General features: G+C 72.6%; 20 protein-coding genes. 10 read left to right on the forward strand and 10 right to left on the reverse strand.

Annotation, left to right across the window (positions count from 1 at the left end; all coding sequences use genetic code 11):
- Nucleotides 1-448 (reverse strand): hypothetical protein (locus RB150_10385; GenBank protein ID MDQ7820940.1); only part of this gene is annotated, 448 nt, incomplete at its 3' end.
- Nucleotides 449-664: 216 nt separating this feature from the next.
- The gene (locus tag RB150_10390; protein MDQ7820941.1) at nt 665-1,687 is read right to left on the reverse strand and encodes a prenyltransferase; all 1,023 of its coding nucleotides are present in this window, start codon (nt 1,685-1,687) and stop codon (nt 665-667) included.
- Nucleotides 1,688-1,807: 120 nt separating this feature from the next.
- Here RB150_10390 and RB150_10395 point away from each other — a divergent pair, with 120 nt between their 5' ends.
- From RB150_10395 to nth, 7 genes are all read left to right on the forward strand, one after another.
- Nucleotides 1,808-2,419 (forward strand): TetR/AcrR family transcriptional regulator, encoded by a 612-nt coding sequence (locus RB150_10395; protein MDQ7820942.1) that lies wholly within the window; start codon nt 1,808-1,810, stop codon nt 2,417-2,419.
- Entirely contained in the window at nt 2,416-2,880 is a 465-nt protein-coding gene (locus tag RB150_10400; GenBank protein MDQ7820943.1) for a pyridoxamine 5'-phosphate oxidase family protein, read from the forward strand. Before RB150_10395 ends, RB150_10400 begins: the two co-directional genes overlap by 4 nt.
- A complete protein-coding gene (locus tag RB150_10405) occupies nt 2,877-3,896 on the forward strand; it encodes an ABC transporter substrate-binding protein (GenBank protein ID MDQ7820944.1) in 1,020 nt (339 codons plus the stop codon). Before RB150_10400 ends, RB150_10405 begins: the two co-directional genes overlap by 4 nt.
- Complete coding sequence (locus tag RB150_10410) at nt 3,893-4,684, forward strand: ABC transporter ATP-binding protein (GenBank protein MDQ7820945.1); 792 nt, start codon at nt 3,893-3,895, stop codon at nt 4,682-4,684. The genes RB150_10405 and RB150_10410 overlap by 4 nt, the downstream gene beginning before the upstream one ends.
- Nucleotides 4,681-6,369: a 1,4-dihydroxy-2-naphthoate octaprenyltransferase gene (gene menA / locus RB150_10415; GenBank protein ID MDQ7820946.1), complete on the forward strand. Its 1,689-nt coding sequence runs from the start codon at nt 4,681-4,683 to the stop codon at nt 6,367-6,369. Before RB150_10410 ends, menA begins: the two co-directional genes overlap by 4 nt.
- The gene (locus RB150_10420) at nt 6,327-7,127 is read left to right on the forward strand and encodes a ubiquinone/menaquinone biosynthesis methyltransferase (protein ID MDQ7820947.1); all 801 of its coding nucleotides are present in this window, start codon (nt 6,327-6,329) and stop codon (nt 7,125-7,127) included. Before menA ends, RB150_10420 begins: the two co-directional genes overlap by 43 nt.
- Before the next feature lie 113 nt (nt 7,128-7,240).
- On the forward strand, nt 7,241-7,957 hold the full coding sequence (gene nth, locus RB150_10425) for an endonuclease III (GenBank protein MDQ7820948.1): 717 nt from the start codon (nt 7,241-7,243) through the stop codon (nt 7,955-7,957).
- A gap of 103 nt (nt 7,958-8,060) precedes the next feature.
- Here nth and RB150_10430 read toward each other — a convergent pair whose 3' ends face one another.
- Nucleotides 8,061-8,744 carry an A/G-specific adenine glycosylase gene (locus RB150_10430; protein ID MDQ7820949.1) on the reverse strand — a complete coding sequence of 228 codons (684 nt, stop codon included), beginning with the start codon at nt 8,742-8,744 and terminating at the stop codon, nt 8,061-8,063.
- A gap of 112 nt (nt 8,745-8,856) precedes the next feature.
- Between RB150_10430 and ggt the strand changes: the two genes are divergently transcribed.
- Both ggt and RB150_10440 read left to right on the forward strand, forming a co-directional pair.
- A complete protein-coding gene (gene ggt / locus RB150_10435; protein ID MDQ7820950.1) occupies nt 8,857-10,479 on the forward strand; it encodes a gamma-glutamyltransferase in 1,623 nt (540 codons plus the stop codon).
- Nucleotides 10,480-10,517: 38 nt separating this feature from the next.
- Nucleotides 10,518-11,114 carry a nucleoside-diphosphate kinase gene (locus tag RB150_10440; protein MDQ7820951.1) on the forward strand — a complete coding sequence of 199 codons (597 nt, stop codon included), beginning with the start codon at nt 10,518-10,520 and terminating at the stop codon, nt 11,112-11,114.
- Between the two features lie 3 nt (nt 11,115-11,117).
- Here the strand turns inward: RB150_10440 and RB150_10445 are convergent, their stop codons facing one another.
- Nucleotides 11,118-11,879 (reverse strand): hypothetical protein, encoded by a 762-nt coding sequence (locus tag RB150_10445; protein ID MDQ7820952.1) that lies wholly within the window; start codon nt 11,877-11,879, stop codon nt 11,118-11,120.
- A 53-nt stretch (nt 11,880-11,932) separates the two neighbouring features.
- Here RB150_10445 and RB150_10450 point away from each other — a divergent pair, with 53 nt between their 5' ends.
- Nucleotides 11,933-13,240, forward strand: coding sequence for a glycoside hydrolase family 1 protein (locus RB150_10450; GenBank protein MDQ7820953.1), 1,308 nt, complete (start codon nt 11,933-11,935; stop codon nt 13,238-13,240).
- Here the strand turns inward: RB150_10450 and RB150_10455 are convergent.
- From RB150_10455 to RB150_10480, 6 genes are all read right to left on the reverse strand, one after another.
- Nucleotides 13,197-13,817: a transposase gene (locus RB150_10455; GenBank protein MDQ7820954.1), complete on the reverse strand. Its 621-nt coding sequence runs from the start codon at nt 13,815-13,817 to the stop codon at nt 13,197-13,199. The two genes, RB150_10450 and RB150_10455, sit on opposite strands and share 44 nt — an antisense overlap.
- A 157-nt stretch (nt 13,818-13,974) precedes the next feature.
- Nucleotides 13,975-15,048 (reverse strand): AmmeMemoRadiSam system radical SAM enzyme, encoded by a 1,074-nt coding sequence (gene amrS, locus RB150_10460; protein MDQ7820955.1) that lies wholly within the window; start codon nt 15,046-15,048, stop codon nt 13,975-13,977.
- Nucleotides 15,036-16,106 (reverse strand): glycosyltransferase family 4 protein, encoded by a 1,071-nt coding sequence (locus RB150_10465; protein MDQ7820956.1) that lies wholly within the window; start codon nt 16,104-16,106, stop codon nt 15,036-15,038. The genes amrS and RB150_10465 overlap by 13 nt, the downstream gene beginning before the upstream one ends.
- 3 nt (nt 16,107-16,109) lie before the next feature.
- A complete protein-coding gene (locus RB150_10470; GenBank protein ID MDQ7820957.1) occupies nt 16,110-18,227 on the reverse strand; it encodes a hypothetical protein in 2,118 nt (705 codons plus the stop codon).
- Nucleotides 18,224-19,951, reverse strand: coding sequence for a glycoside hydrolase family 125 protein (locus RB150_10475; GenBank protein ID MDQ7820958.1), 1,728 nt, complete (start codon nt 19,949-19,951; stop codon nt 18,224-18,226). The genes RB150_10470 and RB150_10475 overlap by 4 nt, the downstream gene beginning before the upstream one ends.
- Before the next feature lie 179 nt (nt 19,952-20,130).
- Nucleotides 20,131-20,681, reverse strand: a 551-nt coding sequence (locus tag RB150_10480) for a carbohydrate ABC transporter permease (GenBank protein MDQ7820959.1), incomplete at its 5' end; no start/stop codon positions are given.

Raw genomic sequence — 20,681 nt, forward strand, 5'->3', positions numbered from 1 at the left:
TCTCGTAGGTGCGGGGGTCAATGGAGTACAGCTGCCGGGCGAGCCCCTTGGCGACGAAGACGGTCCCCGTGCGCTTCGACAGGCGCCCGATGAAGATTCCGAAGCCGTCAACCCCCAGGGAGATCTTCCGGACGACCTGGAGCGAATCGACGTCCAGGACATTCACGAAGCGCTCGCGCGTGTCCGGGTCGACGGCCCCCAGCCACAGGTGCCGGCCGTCGAAGTAGTTGTTGGCGTCGTTGTATCCCCAGGCCTTGAGCCCCGGGACGTCGGCGGTCCGGATGACCTGGTGAGTCTGGCCATCGATGACCGAGATGTGGGGGGAACTGTTGCTCAGAACGAGCACCTGGGCGCGCGGGGCCTGGGACCACGCCGCGGACGCCCCAAGCGCCGCGCAGAGGAACACGGCGGAGACCACGGATCCCGCTACCCGCCTGGCAGGTCGCATCGCGCTGCCTCCTGTTCCGCCCCCGCGGGCCGGAGGGCGAGAGAGTGGAGTCACAGGGATCGAGAACGCCGGGTAGCCGGGTGGAACTGCCTGGGTGTCCGGGGCGGACATGCTCCGGGCGAAACCCGGCGGCCACCTCCAAGGCGGCGCTTCTTGCAAATGCAGACGACTGTCAACGCCCGTTTTATTGCGGGCTGGGGTCGTCGGGGGGTGCTTCTACCGCAACAGCGTGACCGCCGTGCCCAGGGCGAGCCCGCCGATGTACGCCCATCCGAAGCGGCGGTTGTGGACCAGGCTGACCCGGTGATACCACAGGGGCCAGCCCACATATCCCGGCGGGGGGCTGGACGGCCGGGGGCGATCCAGGATCCGCAGCGCCTGCCAGCCGCGCGGGGCCGCGGTGGCGACCAGGGCCGCCCAGGGCGTGAGAATACCCGCGGCGATCAGCAGGGCCGTGATGGCGTACATGCCGGCGACGATGGCCTGGTTGCACCTCCGGGCCAGGCGCTCGCCCAGGATCACCGGCAGGGTGCGGTGCCCGTGGGGGGCGTCGAAATCCAGCTGGTCGATATGCTTGCCCATCAGGATCGACATCACCCCCAGCCCGTAGGGGACCGAGACCAGAAACGGCTCCGGCCGGATCTGCCCGGTGATGACGACATATCCCCCGCCCACCATCAGCGGGCCCCAGACGGTGAAGGCGGCGATCTCTCCCAGGCCGATGTCCTTCAGCGTCCGTGGCGCGGCGTCATACAGGTACAGGACCAGCAACCCGGCGGCGGCGAACGCCAGCGCCAGCGGACCCCGGCGCATCCAGAAGTAGGCCACGATGGAGGTGCCGACCGCAGCCAGGATCGCCATCCCCGCCAGGAATGTCCGCCGGTCGAGGACGCCGCCGGCGAAGGGGTGCATGGTGTAGCGCATGCGCGGCGAGTCGGGGGTGTCGTCGCCGCGGTGATATCCGAAGTAGTCGTTGAGCAGGTTGCTGATCATGTGGGCGGTGACGAACCCGACCAGGACCAGGGCGAACGCCGGGAGGTCGAACCGGCGGGCGGCGGCCGCCAGCAGCCCGGCGATCACGGCCGCCTGGGCGGAGATGACCAGGATCACGCTGCGGGCGGAAAACAGGAAGCGCGCGACAGGGTCCAGACCTCGCGCCGCGGGGTCGTGGGGCGGGTAAAACCCCACAAACGCCCGCAGCCACAGCCTGGGTCCCCGCAGGGTGGGCGCGGTGGTCATGGCCATCTCCTCCCCGGCCGACCCCTGCCTCATTGACAGGCAGAGGCACTCTGGGCTATCGTGACTGGCGTCAGACCGACGCGTCGGTCTAATTCCCGGTCGCGAAGACGGGATCCTGCCATGAGCCCGGTATCGGCGCGCCCCTCCACCCGGGATCGGCTGCTGCAGGCGGCCATGGAGGTGTTCGCCTCCAAAGGCTACCACGGCGCGGTCGTCGACGACATCGTGGCGGCTTCGGGAACCAGCAAGGGCGCCTTCTACCACTACTTCACCAGCAAGCAGGACGTCTTTCTGACCCTGATGCATGACCTGGCCGACCTGGTGGAGAGGGCGGTGGAGGAGGCCATCGGGGCCGAGCGGGGCGCCCTGGCCAAGGTGGACGCCGCCCTCCGCGTGGTCCTGGAGACGGCGGCGGCGCACCGGAGCCTGGCCCGCATCCTCCTGGTGGAGGCGGTGGGCGTGGGCCCCGAAGTCGAACGGGCGCGCCTGGAGATCCATCGGCGGTTCGCGTCCCTCATCCAGCGCCACCTGGACCGCGCCGTAGCGGAGGGGTCGATCCCGCCCCAGGACACGGCTCTGGCCGCCCGGGCCTGGGTGGGGGCCTGCAACGAGGTGATCGCCCAGTGGCTGCTGGAGGATGGCGATCCCCTGATCGCGCGGCTGCCAGCGCTGCGCGCGCTCCTGCTGCGCAGCATCGGCGCCCCCCACCCCGACGCACCCTCGCGACCATGAGCGGGGAGATCGCACCCCAGAAGGTGCTGGAGGCCGCCCGGGCCCACCTGGCGGCGCGCCGGGTGTGCACTCTGGCCACCTCCTACCGGGACCGACCCTGGGCGGCCAGCAGCTTCTACGTGGCCCGCGAGCTGGACATCTACATCTGCCAGCGCGCCGACGCCCGCACCCTCCAGCACCTGCGGGCCAACCCCCGGGTGGCCTTCGCGGTGGACGACCGGGAGGCCCGGGCGTGGCTGCAGGCGGCGGGCGCGGCCCGCGTGGTCACCGGGGAGGAAGAGGCGTGGGCTCGGGACCGGCTGACCCGCGCCGCCCCGGAATTCGAGCGGCACTTCGCCTCACCGGACTACCCCGTGCTGCGCATCGAGACCGACGAGATCGCCTTCGTCGACCGGCAGACCGGGATCGTCCCCCGGCGCCATCTGGTGCGGGTCGGCGGACAGTGGAGGCTCAGAGGATGATCGGCCGCAGACTGGTGGCAGGTGTGCTGGCGGCGACTCTGGCTCTGGCCGCCGCGATGTCCATCCCGGCGGCGGCCCAACCCGTCCGGCTGCGGGTGGTCCACGTTCCGGTGCTGATCTTCGCCCCGCTGTACGTGGCCATCGAGCGCGGATACTTCGCCCGGGAAGGGATCGAGGTGGAGCTGATCACGACGCCGGGCGGGGTATCGTCGTTCGCCGTCCTGGCCGGCGGGCGGGCCGAGGTGGTGGTGGGCGGCCTGGGCGCGGCGCTGTTCAACGCGGCCGCCCGGGGGCTGGACTTCAAGGTGGTGGGCCCGGTCCACATGGAGCGCCCCCCGGTCAGCACGCCACTGGTGATCAGCAAGAAGGCGTGGGACAGCGGCGAGATCCGCTCCGTGCGCGACCTGCGGGGACGCAAGGTCTCGGTCAACGTCCTGGGCTCGGCGACCGAGTTCTGGCTGCACAGCGCCCTGTTGCGCGGCGGACTGACCATTGACGACGTGGATCTGGTGGCCGTGAACTTCCCCGAGGTGCCGGCGGCGCTGGCCAACGGCGCCATCGCGGCGGGCCTGCTGGGCGAGCCCCTGGCCACCCTGGCCGAGGACCGCGGCCAGATCCACCGGCTCAGCCAGGACTTCATCGACGGCGTACAGGTCACCGCCTTGTACTACAGCGGGCAGTTCATGCGGGCTCACCCCCGGCAGGCGGTGGGATTCATGGTGGCCTGGCTGCGGGCCAGTCGGGACCTGTTCGGCGACGGCTACCGCCGGGACGACGTGGCCCGCATCGTGGAGAAGTACACGGGAGTGCCGGCGGCGGTGGTCAAGAGGGCGGCGGCGCCCTACCACGAGCCCAACGGGAAGATGAACTTCAACGACTTCAAGCGCCTGCAGGAGTTCTTCCGCAAGCGCGGAGCGCTGACCTACGACAGGCCCCTGGAGCCCTCCCAGTACATCGACACCACGTACGTCCGGGAGGCCCTCCAGATCCTGGGCCCGTTTGCGCCGCCGCGATGACCGTCGGCACCGCCGCCGCGGCCGCCATCGAGGTGGCCGGGCTGACCAAGGTCTTCCCCACCGCCCGCGGGCCCACCGTGGCCCTGCAGGGGGTGACGTTCACGGTGGAGCCCGGCCAGTTCTGCGCCCTCATCGGGCCCTCGGGGTGCGGAAAGACCACCCTGCTGCACATCCTGGCGGGCCTGGTCCCGCCCACCGCCGGGACCGTCCGCCTGCCCCGCCGCCAGGGCGGGCGCCTGGTGACCGCCATCGTCTTTCAGGGAACCAGTACTCTGCCCTGGCTGACCGTGCGCGAGAACGTGGCCTACGGCCTGCGCAATATGGGGGTGCCGGCATCCGGGTGCGTGGCGCGCACCGACGTCCAGCTGGCCCGGGTGGGACTGGCCGCCGTGGCCGACCGCTACCCCTACCAGCTGTCCGAGGGCATGCGCCAGAGGGTCAGCATCGCCCGGGCGCTGGCGGTGGAACCCCAGGTCCTGCTGATGGACGAGCCCTTCGCCAACCTGGACGAGCAGAACCGGCTGATCCTCCAGGACGAGCTCCTGCAGCTGTGGCAGGAGACCCGGATGACGGTCCTGTTCGTCACCCACAGCCTGGATGAGGCCCTGCGCCTGGCGGACCGGGTCCTGGTGATGAGCGCCACCCCGGGGCGCATCAAGGCCGACCTGCCGGTCCGGCTGCCCCGGCCCCGCGAGTTCCGCCAGATCCGCCGCCACCCGGACTACGGGGTCCTCAGCGCCCGGCTGTGGGAGGAGTTGCGGGAGGAGGTGTTGCGCAGCCGCCGATGAGATCCTCCCGCTGGCTGACCGCACTGTCTCCGCTGGCCTTTCTGGCCCTGTGGGAGCTGGCCAGCCGCACCGGCCTGGCCGACCCGCGCTTCATCCCGCCGCCGTCGTCGGTGGCGCGGACCGTGGCCACCCTGGCCTCCACCGGCGAGCTGGCCTTCCACGTGGGCGTGAGCGTGCGGCGCATCCTGGTCGGGTTTGCCGCCGGGGCGCTGCCCGCGGTGATCCTGGGGCTGGCCATGGGTCTGTGGCCTCCGGTGCGGGCGGCCCTGATGCCCCTGGTGGCGTCCCTGTACCCCATCCCCAAGATCGCCGTCTACCCGCTGATCATCGTGTACCTCGGCATCGGCGAGGCCAGCAAGGTGACCATCGTCGCGGTCAGCATCTTCTTCCTGGTCCTGCTGAACACCATGGCCGGGGTGGTGGGGCTGGACCGGGCCTATTTCCAGATCGCCCGCGCCTACGGCGCCAGCGGCTGGCGCCTGTTCACCACCGTGGCACTGCCGGGGGCGCTGCCCCAGATCTTCACCGGCCTGAAGCTGGGCATGGGGTTCGCGCTGATCGTGATCGTGGGGGCCGAGCTGCTGGGATCGGACGCGGGGATCGGGTTTGTCATCTGGCGGTCGTACCAGATCTTCGCGGTGGACACCATGTTCGCCGGGTTGCTCGTCACCGCCATCCTGGGGTGGGCGGCCACGGCCGCCCTGGACTGGCTGGAGCGCATGGCTCTGCCGTGGCGTCCGGGGCCGGCCGATGTGTGGGTTCCGGGCGCCGGCCGCGAGGGCGGGGAGCATCCGGGGTGGCTGCGGGTCTGGTGGCAGGCCGTGCGGCCGTTCTCCTTCACCGCGTCGGTGACGCCCGTGCTGGTGGGCACCGCGGCGGCCGTGCGGGACGGGGCGTTTCACCCCGGCCTGGGCGCGGCGGCGCTGCTGGCCTCGGTGGGCATCCATGCCGCCACCAACCTGTTCAACGACTACTACGACCACGTCCGCGGTGTGGACACGCCCGAGTCGGTGGGTCCCAGCGGCGTGATCCAGCAGGGACTGCTGTCGCCCCGGGCGGTGCGCACCGGCGCGTGGGTCCTGGTGGGGGCCAGCGGACTGCTGGGCCTGGTCCTGGTGGCCGCCCGCGGGTGGCCGGTCCTGGCGGTGGGGGCGGCCAGCGTCCTGGCGGGCTACGCCTACACCGGGGGGCCGGTCCCGCTGGGGTACCGCGCCCTGGGCGATCTGGTGGTGTTCGTGTTCATGGGGCTGGTGATCGTGGCCGGCGCGTATTTCATCCAGACCGGCACGGTGAGCGCGACGGCCGTGTGGGCGGCGCTTCCGGTGGCCGCCCTGGTGGACGCCATCCTGGTCGTGAACAACCTCCGCGACCTGCGCACCGACCGCGAGCGCGGCAAGCGCACCCTGGCCACAGTCCTGGGCCCCCGGGGCACGCGGATCCACCTGGCCGCGCTGCTGGTGGGCACCTACGCGGCGGTGGGAGCCGGCGTGCTGCTCTCCCGCCTGCCGCCGGCCTCCCTGGTGGTCGCCCTGACCATCCCGCAGGCGGTCCGCCTGTGGCAGGCGGTGCGCGCCGGCGGGGACCCGCTCACCCTGACCCAACGGGGGGTGCGGGAGGCGGCCTCGCTGCACGGGCGGGTCGGGTGGCTGCTGGCGGCTGCGCTGGTCTGGACCGCCCGGTGGTGACCCCCGCGGTGCCGGAAGATCTCCCGGACCGCACTCCGGCGGATGCGCACACCGCCCGGGTCCGGGAGATGTTCGACGCCGTCGCCGGCCGCTACGACCTGGCCAACCACCTGCTGAGCCTCGGGCTGCACCTGCGGTGGAAGCGCGCCGCGGTGCGGGCGGCGCGCCTGCGACCGGGGGACACGTTCCTGGACGCCTGCTGCGGGACGGGCGATCTGCTGGCCGCCGCCGCGGATGCGGGCGCGCGGGTGGTGGCGGTGGACGTGGCACCCCGCATGCTGGAGCGGGCCGCGCGCCGCCTGGGAGATGCCCCGGCCGCGCTGGTCCGGGCCGACATCTGCCGGCTGCCCCTGGCCGACGGATCGGTGGATGCGACCGCCATCGCCTTCGGACTGCGCAACGTCGCCGATCCCCCCCGTGCGCTGGCAGAGTGTCACCGGGTGCTGCGCCCGAGCGGACGCCTGGTGGTGCTGGAGTTCGGCCGCCCGGCGGGCGCGTTGCTGCGCCGGCTGTATGACCTGTACTCCCGGGTGGTCCTGGTGCCCGTGGGCGGGCGGCTCACCGGACGACCGGATGCCTACCGATATCTGCGCGATTCCATCCGCCGGTGGCCGGATCCCGATGCGCTGGCCGGCATGATCCGCCGCTGCGGGTTTGACGACGTGGCCTACCGCGCCCTGAGCGGCGGCATCGCCGTGCTGCACACCGCGCGCCGGCCGGCGGTCCCGGGGGGAGGAGGGGCGCGCCCGCCCGCATAATGTCCCCCCGGCCCGGCCTGCGGGTCGGGGGGGGAACCGCCGTGGGTATCGGAAAGCGGGTAGGCACAGCCCGCGGAGCCCGGGCGGAGTCGCTATCCGCCCGGCGCCGGAGGGTGGCGCGCATCCTCGAGGTCCTGGAGCGGCGCTACCCTCAGGTGCGCGTGCCGCTGCATCACCGGGATCCCTTCCAGCTGCTGGTGGCCACCGTGCTCTCGGCCCAGTGCACCGACGCCATGGTCAACCGGGTCACCCCGGCGCTGTTGGCCCGGTATCCGACACCCCGCGACCTGGCTGACGCCGACCCGCGCGAGCTGGAGCGGCTCATCCGCCCGACGGGCTTCTTCCGGCAGAAGGCGCGGGCGCTGATGGCGCTCAGCCGCTCCCTCGTCGAGCGCTTCGGGGGTACCGTGCCCCTGACCATGGACGACCTGCTCACCCTGGAGGGTGTGGGCCGCAAGACCGCCAACGTGCTCCTGGCGGCCAAGCGGCTGGAGCCGTGGGGATCCGGGGACGATCCCTCCGACGGGATGGGCATTGTGGTGGATACCCACGTGCGGCGGGTCACCCGGCGTCTGGGTCTGGTGGCCACCGACGACCCGGAGGAGATCGAGCGGGAACTGCTCACCCTCATTCCCCGGGACCAGTGGGCCGCGGTGTCGCTGCGACTGATCTACTTCGGCAGGGAGGTGTGCACCGCCCGCGCGCCCCGCTGCGCCGCCTGCCCGCTGAGCAGGCTGTGCCCGGCGGCGCCCTACCGGGGACAGCCTCCCTGGATGCGGCCCCGCCGGCCGCCGTCCTCCGGACGCAGAACCGGCTCGAAGTCACAATAGGGACGCACTCTCTGTTTGCCTCTCCCCCGGGAAAGGGCGCAGGGGACACGGTGGAGCGCCCCACAGAGGCGATCTGGCCGCAGCCTCGGAGGGCGCGGCGGCATCACCGGGAGCCGGAGGCCCGGAGATCCGCCCGCCCGCAGGCGGCGCACGCAGCCCGCACCGGGCAGTCCGGGCAGCGCGGGCGGCGCGCCCGGCACACCATCGCGCCCAGGTCCATCAGTGCCTGGTTGAGGTCGTAGGCGTCGGCGCGCCGGACCAGGTCAGCCGCCAGGTCCCACAGGGCCCGTTCGGGGACTGCCCGCCCTCCGTAGAACGCGCGGGTGAGGACGCGGCGCACGTTGGTGTCCACGATGGGCTCGGCGCCCCCGAAGGCGAAGGTCAGGAGCGCCCCCGCCGTCGCGGGACCGATCCCATCTAACCGCAGCAACGCGTCGCGGCTCGCGGGAAGCCGCCCGCCGTACCGGCGCACCACGATCCGGGCGATGTTTCGCAGGCGGACCGGGCGGGCGTTGTAGCCCAGAGGATACCACGCCTCCCGGACGTCTCGCGCCGTGGCGCGCGCCAGGGTCTGCCAGGTGGGATACCGGCGCAGCCACTCGCGGTACTTGGGAAGCACCCGCGCCACCGGGGTCTGCTGGAGCATGATCTCGGAGACCAGGATGCGATAGGGGTCGCGCGTCCGCCGCCAGGGCAGGTCGCGTCCCCGGCGGGCATACCAGCGCAGCAGGCGGCGGACGAACTGCCGCGCGCGGGCGGACTGCGGCCGGGACCGGTCTGTCGTCACGGGCAGCGGGATTCGCTGCGCCCGCCGGTCGGCCCTGCGCCGTCCTGTGCGGAAGGACCGGCGTACCGGCAAAAGCGAACTGTACGCTGGCCTGCGAGGCGGAGGTGAGCGTGTGGGACGGCTGAGCCGGGCGGAGGTCATCGCGCGGTCCGGGGTGATCGCCACCGGCCACCCGCTGGCGTCGGCGGCGGGGCTGCGGGTGCTGATGGACGGCGGCAACGCCGTGGACGCCGCGGTGGCGGCCGCCGGGGTGCTGGGCGTGGTCCAGCCCATGATGTCGGGACTGGGCGGGGACACCTTCGCCCTGGTGTGGCGCGCCGCCGACGGCCAGCCGTGGGCGCTCAACAGCAGCGGGGTGGCCCCCTATGCCGCCACCCCCGAGTGGTTTCTCTCCCGAGGCCACCGCCGCATGCCCCTGCGCGGAATGCTGTCGGTGGCCGTGCCGGGGGCCGTGGACGCCATGGCGACGGCCCTGGCCCGCTGGGGGTCGGGCCGGTTCTCGCTGGCGCAGCTGTTGCAGCCCGCCGCCGCCTACGCCGAGACGGGGTTCCCGGTGGCGCCCACGGTGGCGCGGTGGATCGCCCAGGCCGCCGATGAGATCGCCCGGTATCCCTCCACCGCCCGCATCTACCTCCCCCGGGGCCGCCCGCCGCAGCCCGGGGAGATCCTGGTCAACCCGGATCTGGCCACCAGCCTGCGGATCGTGGGCGAGGGCGGCGCGGAGGCGTTCTACCGGGGTCCGCTGGCGCGCCATCTGGCGGCCTACTGCCAGGCCCACGGCGGGCTGCTCACCGAGCGGGAGTTCGCCGAGCACCACTGCGAGGTGTACCCGCCGCTGTCCACCACCTACCGCGGGCTGACGGTGTATACCACGGCGCCTCCCTCCCAGGGGATCATCGCGCTGGAGATGCTCAACATCCTGGAGGGGTTCGCGCCCGGGGACCTGCGCTGGGGCACGGCGCGCGCGGTGCACCTGATGGTGGAGGCCAAGAAGCTGGCGTTCGCCGACCGGCTGGCCTTCCTGGGCGACCCGCGCTTTGTGACCAATCCTCTGCAGACCCTCCTGTCCAAGGAGTACGCCGCCCGCCGCCGGCAGGCCATCGATCCGCAGCGGGCGGCCACGGAGGTGGCCGCGGGGATGGTGCGGGAGGCCGTGGGTGACACCACGGCGCTGGTGGCCGCCGACGCCGAGGGCACCGTGGTGTGCTGGATCACCAGCCTGTCGGCCAGCTTCGGGTGCGCCGAGGTGGTGGAGGGGACCGGTATCCTGCTCAACAACCGGGCCGGGCGGGGGTTTGAGCTGACGCCGGGCCACCCCAACTGCATCGCGCCCGGCAAGCGCACCATGCACACGCTGATGGCGTTTCTGGCCTGCCGCGGCGGCCGTCCGATGCTGGCGTGGGCCACTCCCGGAGGCGACGGCCAGCCCCAGTGGAATACCCAGGTCTTCAGCCACATCGTCGACGGCGGCATGGGCATCCAGGAGGCGGTGGAGGTCCCCCGGTGGCTGAGCCTGCCGGGCACCGATCCGGCCGGCCGGCCGGCGCCCTATGAGCTGCGCCTGGAAGCGGGTTTCCCGCCGCAGACGGTGGACCAGCTGGCGCAGTGGGGCCACGCCGTCCGGGAGATGGGCGAGATGGAGGCCGGCGGGGCCTGCCAGGCCGTCCTGGTGGACGGCGCGGTGTACCGGGCGGGATCGGATCCGCGGGTGGACGGCTGCGCCATCGGCTTCTGACCCCGGAACGACCACTCACCCGCGGCGGGAGGATGCGGATGAAGGAGATCCGGCGCGAGCGCACCCTGGTGTTCGTCAAGCCTGACGGGGTCCAGCGCGGCCTGGTAGGCGAGGTGATCGGCCGCTTTGAGCGGGCCGGCCTGAAGCTGGTGGGCCTGAAGATGGTGTGGCCGGATCGGGCGCTGCTGGACCGGCACTATCCCCGGGACGAAGGGTTCCTGCGGACCATCGGCGGCAAGACCCGGGAGGCGTTTGCCAGCTATGGCCTGGACGTGCGGCAGCAGACGGGCACCGACGATCCGGTGGAGATCGGCCGCCAGGTGCGCCAGTGGCTGATCGACTACGTGTCCAGCGGCCCGGTGGTGGCGTTGGTGCTGGAGGGGGTGCACGCCGTGTCGGTGGTGCGCAAGCTGGTGGGAGACACCCTGCCGTATCGCGCGGCGCCCGGCACCATCCGGGGCGACTTCTCGGTGGACTCGCCTACCGTCGCCAACCTGATGAAGCGGCCGGTGCGCAACCTCATCCACGCCTCGGGCTCGGTGGAGGAAGCGGCCCTGGAAATCCCCCTGTGGTTTGCCGAGGCGGAGCTGTACGAGTACCCGCGGGCGGACGAGGCGGTGATGTTCGGCGAGTAGCCGTCACACGGTCCGCCCCACCAGCCAGAAGCTGCCCAGCAGCACGTTGCCCGGCCGGGGATCGCGGCCGAGGGTGTCGCGGTCGGCCAGGGCGTGGAGCACGACCCCCCGCGTCCGCACCTGCACCCACCAATAGGGTTCCTCGGTGACCGGGTTGATCAGCAGGCGCGCCTGGGTCACCTGCCCGGCGATCAGGGCGGAGGCTTCCTGAAGGCCGGGCGTGTCGTCGACGCCGGCGTGCGCCGTGGCGGCAAAGGTCTCCGCCGGTGGGCGGTAGACGTCGTCGGGAGCATTGCGGTAGGCGGTCAGGTCGGGATACAGATCCGCCTCGTGGGCGAGGGCGGCAATTTCCAGACGCACCACCCCCCGCAGCGTCGCCAGGCGCGGCCGGGCCAGCGCGAAGTCCACCAGCGTCACCCGCAGGGGGAACACCCCCGAGTAGGGCTCGTCGTCCTCGGTGGGCTCCATCCACCCGTCCACCCATCCTTCCAGCGGCGTATCGGGGTCTTCGCCCAGACCCGTGACCGCCACCCGGTGGGCGGTGCCGCTGGCGAAGAACGGCGTGGCGCCGGTGACCTCGCCCCGCGCGTCCACCTGCGCCCAGATCTCCGGCCCCCCTCCGGTCTGCCAGCGGACCAGCGCGCTGCCGTCGGCCAGCTCCAGGCGCACCCCCTGGGCGGCGGCCCGGCGGGCCAGTGCCCAGTAGGCCGCCATATCGGCGACGGGGAAGCCGATGCAGCTGAAATGGCTGGACACATCAGTCATCATACACTGTCCGGGAGCAGGGACGGAGCCGGCCGGGGGAGGAACGTCCCCGTGTGCGCGTCCGCGGCCCGCGGGTGTTTCCTCCCGGCTTCATCTGGGGCACGGCGACCAGCGCCTACCAGGTGGAGGGGTACAACGTGCACGCCGACTGGTGGGAGTGGGAACAGCAGCCCGGCCGCATCCGCGGCGGGGACCGCTCCGGGGCGGCGTGCGGGTGGTGGGAGCGGGCCGAAGAGGATTTCGATCTGGCGGCCCGCCTGCACCAGACGGGACACCGGCTGTCGGTGGAGTGGAGCCGGATCCAGCCCGCCCCCGGCCGGTGGGAGGAGGCGGCGGTCGACCGTTACCGCCGGATGCTGCGGGCGCTGCGCGAACGCGGGATCGAGCCGATGGTCACGCTGCACCATTTCACCACCCCCCAGTGGTTTGCGCGGCGGGGCGGGTGGGAAGCGCCGGACGCCCCGGACCTGTTTGCGCGGTTTGTGGAGCAGGTGGTCCCGGCCCTGGCCGAGTTCACCTCCCTGTGGTGCACCGTCAACGAGCCGATGGGGTGGGTGTTCAGCGCCTATACGGCGGGCCGCTGGCCACCCGGTCACCGCTCGCTGCGGCGGGCTCTGCGCGCGGCCGCCGGGCTGGTGCGCGCCCACGCGGCCGCCTACCGCATCATCCACCGGGTCCAGCCCCACGCCCGGGTGGGGTTCGCCAACTACTTCCGTCTCTTTGACCCCGCCCGTCCCCGCGCGCCGGACCGGTGGGCCGCGGCGGTGCGGGACCGGCTGCTGAACTGGGCGTTCGTCCAGGCCGTCACCGAAGGGCGGGTGGAAGCGTTTCCCTGGCGCCAGCGGTTTCCCGGGGCCGAGGGGACGCTGGACTTTGTGGGGGTGAATTACTACACCCGCGACCTGGTGGCGTTCGATCCGCGCTATCCTCGCCGTCTGTTCGGCCGCCACTTCCACCCGCCCGGGTGCGAGATGAGCGACGGGGGGTACGGCGAGGTGTATCCGCAGGGGCTGTACCGGGTGGTGCGGTCCTGCGCGCGGCTGGGGCTGCCGGTCTACGTCACCGAAAACGGCATCCCCGACGCCGACGATGACCAGCGCCCCCGCTTCATCGTCCGCCACCTGGCGTGGCTGTGGCGGGCGCTCCAGGACGGGGTGCCGGTGCGAGGGTACTACTACTGGTCCCTGGTGGACAACTTTGAGTGGGCGGAAGGGTGGAGCCTCAAATTCGGCCTGGTGGCGGTGGACCCTCTCACCCAGGCGCGGACGGTGCGGCCCAGCGCCTGGGTCTACGCGCAGATCTGCCGGGAGGGCGCGCTCAGCGAGGACCTCCTGCGGCGGTGGGCGACCCCGTCGGACTGACGCGGCCGGGCGGGCGCGCCTCGTCGCGGTCGCGGGCCAGGGCGTCCACGACCCGCAGCAGGTAGGCCCGGCGGGCGGCCCGCAGGTCCGGCCCCAGGAGCTCCAGCACCCGGCGAGGGTCCGCCAGGTGCGGCCCTCTTCCCGCGTAGGCCGGATAGCTGGACCACGGGTAGTCGCCCGGGTGCCCCACCATCCCCGCCCGCACCGGGTTGAGATGCACATAGATGGTGACCTCCACCAGGTAGGCGTCGTCGGTGATCAGCCGGCTGCCGAAGCGGTCACCGAACAGGTGATGCATCCGCCCGTGGCGGCGGTTGAACTGCCGGGCGTGCCGGGTGTGCAGCCACTGCATGAGCGGCGAGACGTTGGGCTGACGGGTCTGCAGGACCAGGTGGACGTGGGTGGTCATCAGGACGTAGGCCAGCACGCACGCGTCCGCCCGCCGCAGCGCCGCGGCCAGCAGCGTGAGGTAGCGATACCGGTCGGTATCGTCGGCAAACAGGGCGCCCCCGTTGTTACCCCGGGCGGTGATGTGGTAGATGGCGCCGGCGAACACCGGGCGCGGAGGGCGCGACACCGTTCCCCCCCTCAATCCCCCGGCCCCCCGCCCCATCCCGGTGACAGTCACCGCGGGGGAAGATTGTCTTTTTGATCACAGCAGAAGCAGAGGGAGGTGTCGAGCCGCCTTCTCCTGTGACGCACGAAAAGGGGACGTGACGGAGGGGCCGGGACTCCTACGCCCAGATGCCGGGGATGGTGGTCCCGCAGTCGGGGCAGCGGCCGCCGTGAGGCGTCAGGCGGTTGCGGAGGATGGTATAGCCCCAGCGCTCGACCAGCAGCGCGCCGCAGTGGTGGCAGAAGGTGTGCTCGTAGCGGCCGACCTGGCCGGGGAGGTTGCCGGCGTACACGTACCGCAGGCCGGCCTCCTCGCCGATGCGGGCCGCCCGCATCAACGTCTGGGGGAGCGTGCCTGCCCGGTCGGTCATGCGGTAGTCCGGGTGGAAGGCGGTGACATGCCAGGGGATGAGCGGTGAGACCGAGGCGATGAAGGATGCGGCGGCGCGCAGCTCGTCAGCGCTGTCGTTGTAGCCGGGGACCACCAGCGTCACCACCTCCAGCCAGAACCCCATCTCGTAGACCAGGCGGATGGTGCGGGTGACGTTCTCCAGGGTGCCGCCCAGCATCCGGTAGTGCCGGTCGTCAAAGGCTTTCAGGTCGACCTTGAAGCAGTCCGTCCAGGGCCGCAGGTAGGCCAGCACCTCGGGCGTGGCGTTGCCGTTGCTCACGTAGCAGGTGCGCAGGCCGGCGGCCCGGGCCGCCCGGAAGATGGCCACTGCCCACTCGGACGTGATCAGCGGCTCGTTGTAGGAACTGCCGACCAGTGCCGCGCCCTCCCGCCGGGCCAGCGCCACCATCTGCTCGGGGGTGATGGGCAGCGGCTCCACGCCGGCCGCCGGATCCCGCAGGGCCTGGGAGGTGAGCCAGTTCTGGCAGTAGCTGCAGTGGAAGTCGCATCCCAGCATGCCGAACGTGAGCGTGCGCGAGCCCGGCAGGACGTGGAAGAACGGCTTCTTCTCGGTGGGATCGCACTGCAGGGCCGCCACGTATCCCCAGGGGACCCGCAGCACCCCGCCGTCGTTGAACCGCACCTGGCAGATCCCGCGGCGGCCCGGGAAGATGACGCACCGGTGGCCGCAGGCGTAGCAGGCGACCTTGCCCCCGGGAAGCCGCCGGTACAGCTCGCCCTCGACGGTCAGGCGGTCGAGGACCTCGGCCAGGGATGCGGTCGAGGCGGTCAGGCCGGCCATGGCGGCGCGTCCGCCTCCATTGTACCCCGTCCCGCATCACCCCCGAGCAGGCGCCGGTACACCTCCAGGTAGCCGTCCACCATGCGGTCCACCGTGAAGTGCTCCTCCACCCACTGCCGGCATCGCCGCCGGTCCAGCGCCCCCACCCGGGCCACCGCCCGCACCGCCTGATCCACGTCTTCCACGACAAAGCCCGTCTCGCCGTCCCGCACCAGTTCGGGAACGGCCCCCCGGTTGAAGCCGATCACCGGCGTCCCGGTGGCCTGGGCCTCCACCAGGGTGAGGCCGAACGGTTCGGGGACCGTGGTGGGATGCAGCAGCGCCAGCGCGCCCCCCAGCAGGACGTCGCGCTCGGGCGGCCCGACCTCCCCCACGAACTCGACGCCCGGGCCCAGCTGCGGCCGCACCATGCGGTCGAAGTAGTCCCGCTCGTCGGGCGGAATGTGGGCCGCGATCCGCAGGGGGACGCCCGCCCGCCGGGCGATGGCGATGGCCAGGTGCACGCCCTTGGCCGCCGACATCCGCCCCAGGAACACCAGGTAGGACCCGGGGTGGGGGCGGAAGGTGAACTGCGCCAGGTCGATGCCGTTGTAGACGGTGGCCACGTAGTTGAGCTCCGGCAGCCCGGCCCGCTCGGCGTTGCTGATGGACACGTAGGGCAGGTGGCGGAACCGCCGGTACAGCGGATGGGTCCACGGCTCCAGCAGCGCCGACCCGTGCAGGGTGGTGACCACCGGCGTGCGGATCAGCGGGGTGAAGGCCAGCGGGTAGCAGTTGGTGTGGTTGTGGATGATGTCGAACTCCCCGGCGCGCTCGAAGCACGCGGCCCAGTGCAGGGTCTCGGCCACCCGCGGGTCCCAGACGGGGTCTTCCCGGTACGGGGCGGGGACCGTGGCCACCAGCCGGGCGCGGGTGCGGGCGCGGGCGGTGGCGAACAGGGTGACATCCACTCCCCTGGACGCCAGGCCGTCGGCGAGGCTACCGGCCACCGCCTCCCAGGGGCCGTAGGCCCGCGGCGGGATGTTCCAGGCGATCGGCGCCAGAATCGCGATGCGCATGGCCTACAGCAGCGTGACCTCCTCGCCCGGGGCGAGGTCCACCACCCTGCGGTCCCCGCCCATCTCCACGGCCTGCCGGAGGGGGACGGCGCACGCGTTGGCCACGGTGCACGCCACAGGCCGCCCCCGGCTCCACGCGCCGCGGAGGACCAGGCCCTCCAGGTGGAGGCCGGAGAACTCCCCCTCGGGCCACGGGGGCGCCTGGATGCGGATGGCGTCCCGGACCCGGTGGGCCACCAGCGCGTGCAGGGCCAGGCACACCGCCGCCTGCGCGGTGGTGAAGTACTGCATGTTCCACGATCCGTCCTCGTAGACTTTCTCCGGCAGGCCGCCGTGCACGCAGACGGCCTGCTCCACCGGCCGCAGGATCGCCCACGCCTCCTGCGGGGCTCCGGCCGACGCCAGAACGGCGGCCGCCCACCCGGCCGCCCAGGGGAACCCGTCCCGCGGTCCGCGGCCACGGGCGCCGTGGCCCACGATGCCGTGGCGGGGGTTGGTGGATGCCGCCACGAACGCCCGCACGGTGCGCGCCACCACCGGGTCGTCGGGCGGGAAGATTTCCATCAGCGAACAGGCCGGCAGCACGCCCCAGGACAGATCGCCCTGCTCGGTGGCGCGCAGCACGCCGTCCGCGATCAGCGACCCCCACAGCCCGGCCAGCCCATCCGCCACCGCCTCCCACAGGCGGGCGCGCTCCGCGTCCCTCCCCAGGATGTCTGCCGCCCGGCGCGCCACCCGCAGGGCGCGCACCACGCTGGCCAGGGTCGCGGCGTCCAGCGCGACCGGCTCGGCCAGTTCCGCGATTCCGGTGAGCGGGCGCAGGCGCGGTCCGGGACGGACCACCCCGCTCATGTAGAAGTCGGCGATCCCCGCCATCACCGGGTACAGCGCGCGCAGGACGCGGATGTCGCGCGTCCACCGGTACTGATGCCAGCACATCAGGCTGTAGGCGCCGTTGTTGTGCACCTGGTGCACCAGATGCCGGTGGACGCCGTACGCCGGCCGCCCGTCGTGGGTGATCTCCCACTCGTATTTCAGCCCCCGGGCCCCGTAGTCCCGGGCCGCCCGGGCGGCGGCGGGGCGCAGGCGGTCCAGAAATCCGCACGCCCGCTCCGCCTCCTCCCGGTGGCCCATCTGCAGCAGCGCCAGGTGCAGGAATGCGGCGTCCCAGAAGATGTGGGACGACCAGGTGGAGCGGAGAACGTTCACCGGCAGCGCTCCCGAGGCGGGATGCTGCACCGCCCGGAGCTGGTACGCCGTCTGGGCATGGACGCGGGCCAGCGCCGGCGAGGGGATGTCCAGGCGCGCGGACCGCGCGTGGTAGGCGGCCCAGACCTCCCGGTGGGACGACCACAGGCCCTCGGCCCCCTCGCGGTCCACCGCATCCAGGATGCGCTCCAGGATCGCCTCCAGGCTCACAAGAGGGAGGCGCTCTTCGCGGTCGTCCGCCACGATCAGGTAGCGCGTGATACGGGGGCTGTCCACCTCCACCCAGATCGCCTCGCCTTCGGCGCCCCACCGCCGGGGCGGGGGGTCGGTGACCATGGCGATGGCCACCCGGACGTCTCCCACCCGAAACAGGCACACCGGGCGCGCCGAGGGCAGCGGCTGCGCCTCCCGGTGCGGCGGGAGGTCGTCGGGCTCGGGCACCCACGGGCCCGGAGCGGCCCAGAAGCGGACCGCCCGGCGGTCGGGGAACGCGTACCGCTCCACCAGCACCGGCAGCCGGGCGTGGAGGAAGGTGGTGACGCGCACGGGGCCGCCGGCCACCGCGAGGGTGGTGGTCAGGCAGGCGGCGGTGGGGTCAAATCGCTGGCGGGACGACCGGAGCGACTCGCCCGGGTCGTACCATCCCCGGGCGAGGGGTGCCAGCTCGAACCAGGGTTCCCCCGGCTGAGGGCGGAAGTGCGGCCCCAGCAGGATCCGCCGGTCCAGCGCCGGCAGGACCGGGATGTCGGGCGGGTAGTACCGGTCGGCCTTGTACCAGTAGCAGCGGTCGGGTCCGTGGATCCGATCAGCCACCATGGACCCGGTGTAGCCGATCAGCACCGCGTCCACGCCGTTGCCCAGCAAGGCGTGGTAGTAATCGGAAGGAAGCGGCGGGCCGGCCACCGGCCTCACGCCCAGCGGTCCCGGTGCAGGGCGAGGGCGGCGGCGAGGAGTCCGGCGCAGGTGGCGAACGCCGCCCCCGTTTTCACCCGGCCGGTGCGGGCGTCCACCGTCTCGCAGGCGATGCCTCCGTCCATCTCCGCCTCCCGCAGCCACTGCAGCGCGTCGGCGCGGCCCGCCAGCAGGTCGTTGGCGGCGGCCATCGGCCAGGGATCCGGCGAGTGGGCTGAGGCGGGCGAGCCGAACGTCCCGGCCACGTACCAGGGGTTGGCGGGCGAGCGGATCCAGGCGACGGTGGCCGCGTACACCGGGTCGTCGGGGGCGCAGAAGCCGTGGTGGGCGAGCAGGACGAGGCTGCCGGGAGGGTTGTCGTACAGCTGGTATCCCCCCTGCCCGTCCACCGCCCACGCGAACATGGGCCCGTCCGGGCCCGGCACGATGCAGTGGGCGCGCACGGCCCGCTGCAGATCGTCGGCCGCCCGCCGCGCCGACGCAGCCTGCTCCCGCCACCCCAGGCGCTCGCACATCTGGGCCGCATCCAGCAGTCCCCGCCAGGCGAGGACGTTGTCATAGGTCAGGTACGGGTAGACGACGGGATCGTCGGAAGGGTCCAGGAAGGTGGCGTGCAGTCCGCACGGTCCGCGCCAGGCGTCCAGGCGGGCGGGGTAGTCGGCCAGGACCTGCCGGACCGCGGGGTCGTCGAGGATCGACTCATCGCCGGTGGCGCGCAGGTAGGTCCCCACGCCCACCGGAAAGGCCGCCAGCTCGTCCAGCTCAAAGCCGGGGTAGATCACCGACCCATCCACGTACTGGGCGTGCATTCCGGCGTTGCGCCAGTGAGTCCGGCACGCGTACAGAACCACCTCCCGGGCGACGTCCCGGTCGGCGAGGACCAGCCCCGGCAGGGACCACAGGAAGGCGTCGCGGCTCCAGAAGGCCGCGCAGACGTAGTAGCGGGGGCTGCGGGAGGTCACCCACACCCACTGCTCGGTGTCGATGGTCCGGCCACAGGTGAAAAAGCGGTTGAACAGGAGGTTGAGGGTATACAGAGCCCCCAGCCGTCCGGACCCCCCCGCCTGCAGGGGTGCCAGCCGGCTCCGGGTCTCCGCCAGCAGGGTCTCCCACCCGCGCCGGCGCAGGTCCACGGCGGTGGTCCGGGCCCCGTCGGCTTCGGCGCCGACGCCGACGTAGAATGCCATCACCTCCCGCTGGCCGCGGCGCAGGCGCAGGGGGCGCGTCAGGCGCAGCGAGATCCGGTCGCGGGAGCGCTCCACCTGCGGCCGCACGTCCGGAACCGGGTGCACCGCCCACGCCACCACCGGCAGAGGGCCCAGGGCTTCCAGGCTGACGCTGCGGGTCCAGGGGTCGATCCGGGCGGCCGCCGTCACCGGGAGCGTGCGGGTGTGGAAGAGAGTGTAGGTGGTCCGGTCCCACTGGCCGGCCAGGCCCGCCTCCACCCGCACAGAGCGCCGGGCCTCCACCTCGAGGAGGATGACGATGCCCTTGTGGTCGGGCGGGGCCAGCACGGTCTCGGTCAGCGACAGGTCGGCCGACGACCAGCGAAAGCGGGGGATCCACCCGTCCACCCGCTCCCATACCGGGCGACGGCGGAGCGTGCCGCCCGCCAGCGGTCGCAACAGCGGTGATCCTTCCACCCCCACCAGCCCGCGGGCGGCAGCCGACAGGACCTGCAGGCTGCCCAGGCTGCCGTCGGGGGCCAGATCGGGCAGGGCCACGTAATCGTTGGCGGTCGGGACGGCCGGGGCGAACCGGGCGGGCAGGGGCCGCGTCAGGAACGGGACTTCCGCGGGTCCGGGGCCGCCCGGGCCGTCGCGGGGCCGCGATGCCGCCTTCCCGCGGTCCGGCGCTCCCGCCCGGGTGTGTCGCGTCCGCCCGCGTCCGCGCGCCGTATCGGTCACTGCTTCAGTCCCGTGAGGGCGATGCCCTGGATGAACTGCTTCTGGAAGAAGAAGAAGGCGATGATCAGGGGCGCCACCGCCACCGTGGCTCCGGCCATCTGCCAGTGGATGTTGGACATGTACTGCTCCGAAAAGCGCTGCAGACCCACCGGGATGGTGCGGCTGCCGTCGGAGGACGTGACGATCAGCGGCCAGAGGAACTCCTCCCAGTTCCCCACCAGGGTGAAGATGCCCAGGGCGGCCAGGGCCGGCCGGATCAGGGGCAGGACGATGGTCCAGAAGATGCGGACCTCCCCGGCGCCGTCGATGCGCGCGGCCTCGATCAGGTCGGTGGGGATGGTCTGGATGAACTGGCGCATCATGAAGATGCCGAAGGCATCAAACAGCCAGGGGAACGCCACCCCCAGCAGGGTATCGGTCAGGTGCAGCCGGATGCTGAGCAGGTACAGGGGGATCATGCGCACCTGGAAGGGCACCATGAGGCTGGCCAGCATGGCGACGAACAGCAGGTCGCGCCCCGGGAAGCGGAACTTGCTGAAGGCGTAGC

It is taken from the genome of Armatimonadota bacterium (genome assembly GCA_031081675.1).
Lineage (GTDB): Bacteria > Sysuimicrobiota > Sysuimicrobiia > Sysuimicrobiales > Kaftiobacteriaceae > Calidihabitans > Calidihabitans tengchongensis.

Excerpts from the sequence above, each read along its gene's own strand:
- RB150_10405 (MDQ7820944.1), top strand. The coding sequence starts at position 2,877 with ATGATCGGCCGCAGACTGGTGGCAGGTGTGCTGGCGGCGACTCTGGCT.
- RB150_10390 (MDQ7820941.1), bottom strand. The coding sequence starts at position 1,687 with ATGACCACCGCGCCCACCCTGCGGGGACCCAGGCTGTGGCTGCGGGCG.
- RB150_10400 (MDQ7820943.1), top strand. The coding sequence starts at position 2,416 with ATGAGCGGGGAGATCGCACCCCAGAAGGTGCTGGAGGCCGCCCGGGCC.
- RB150_10445 (MDQ7820952.1), bottom strand. The coding sequence starts at position 11,879 with ATGACTGATGTGTCCAGCCATTTCAGCTGCATCGGCTTCCCCGTCGCC.
- RB150_10465 (MDQ7820956.1), bottom strand. The coding sequence starts at position 16,106 with ATGCGCATCGCGATTCTGGCGCCGATCGCCTGGAACATCCCGCCGCGG.
- amrS (MDQ7820955.1), bottom strand. The coding sequence starts at position 15,048 with ATGGCCGGCCTGACCGCCTCGACCGCATCCCTGGCCGAGGTCCTCGAC.
- RB150_10410 (MDQ7820945.1), top strand. The coding sequence starts at position 3,893 with ATGACCGTCGGCACCGCCGCCGCGGCCGCCATCGAGGTGGCCGGGCTG.
- RB150_10395 (MDQ7820942.1), top strand. The coding sequence starts at position 1,808 with ATGAGCCCGGTATCGGCGCGCCCCTCCACCCGGGATCGGCTGCTGCAG.
- menA (MDQ7820946.1), top strand. The coding sequence starts at position 4,681 with ATGAGATCCTCCCGCTGGCTGACCGCACTGTCTCCGCTGGCCTTTCTG.
- RB150_10440 (MDQ7820951.1), top strand. The coding sequence starts at position 10,518 with ATGAAGGAGATCCGGCGCGAGCGCACCCTGGTGTTCGTCAAGCCTGAC.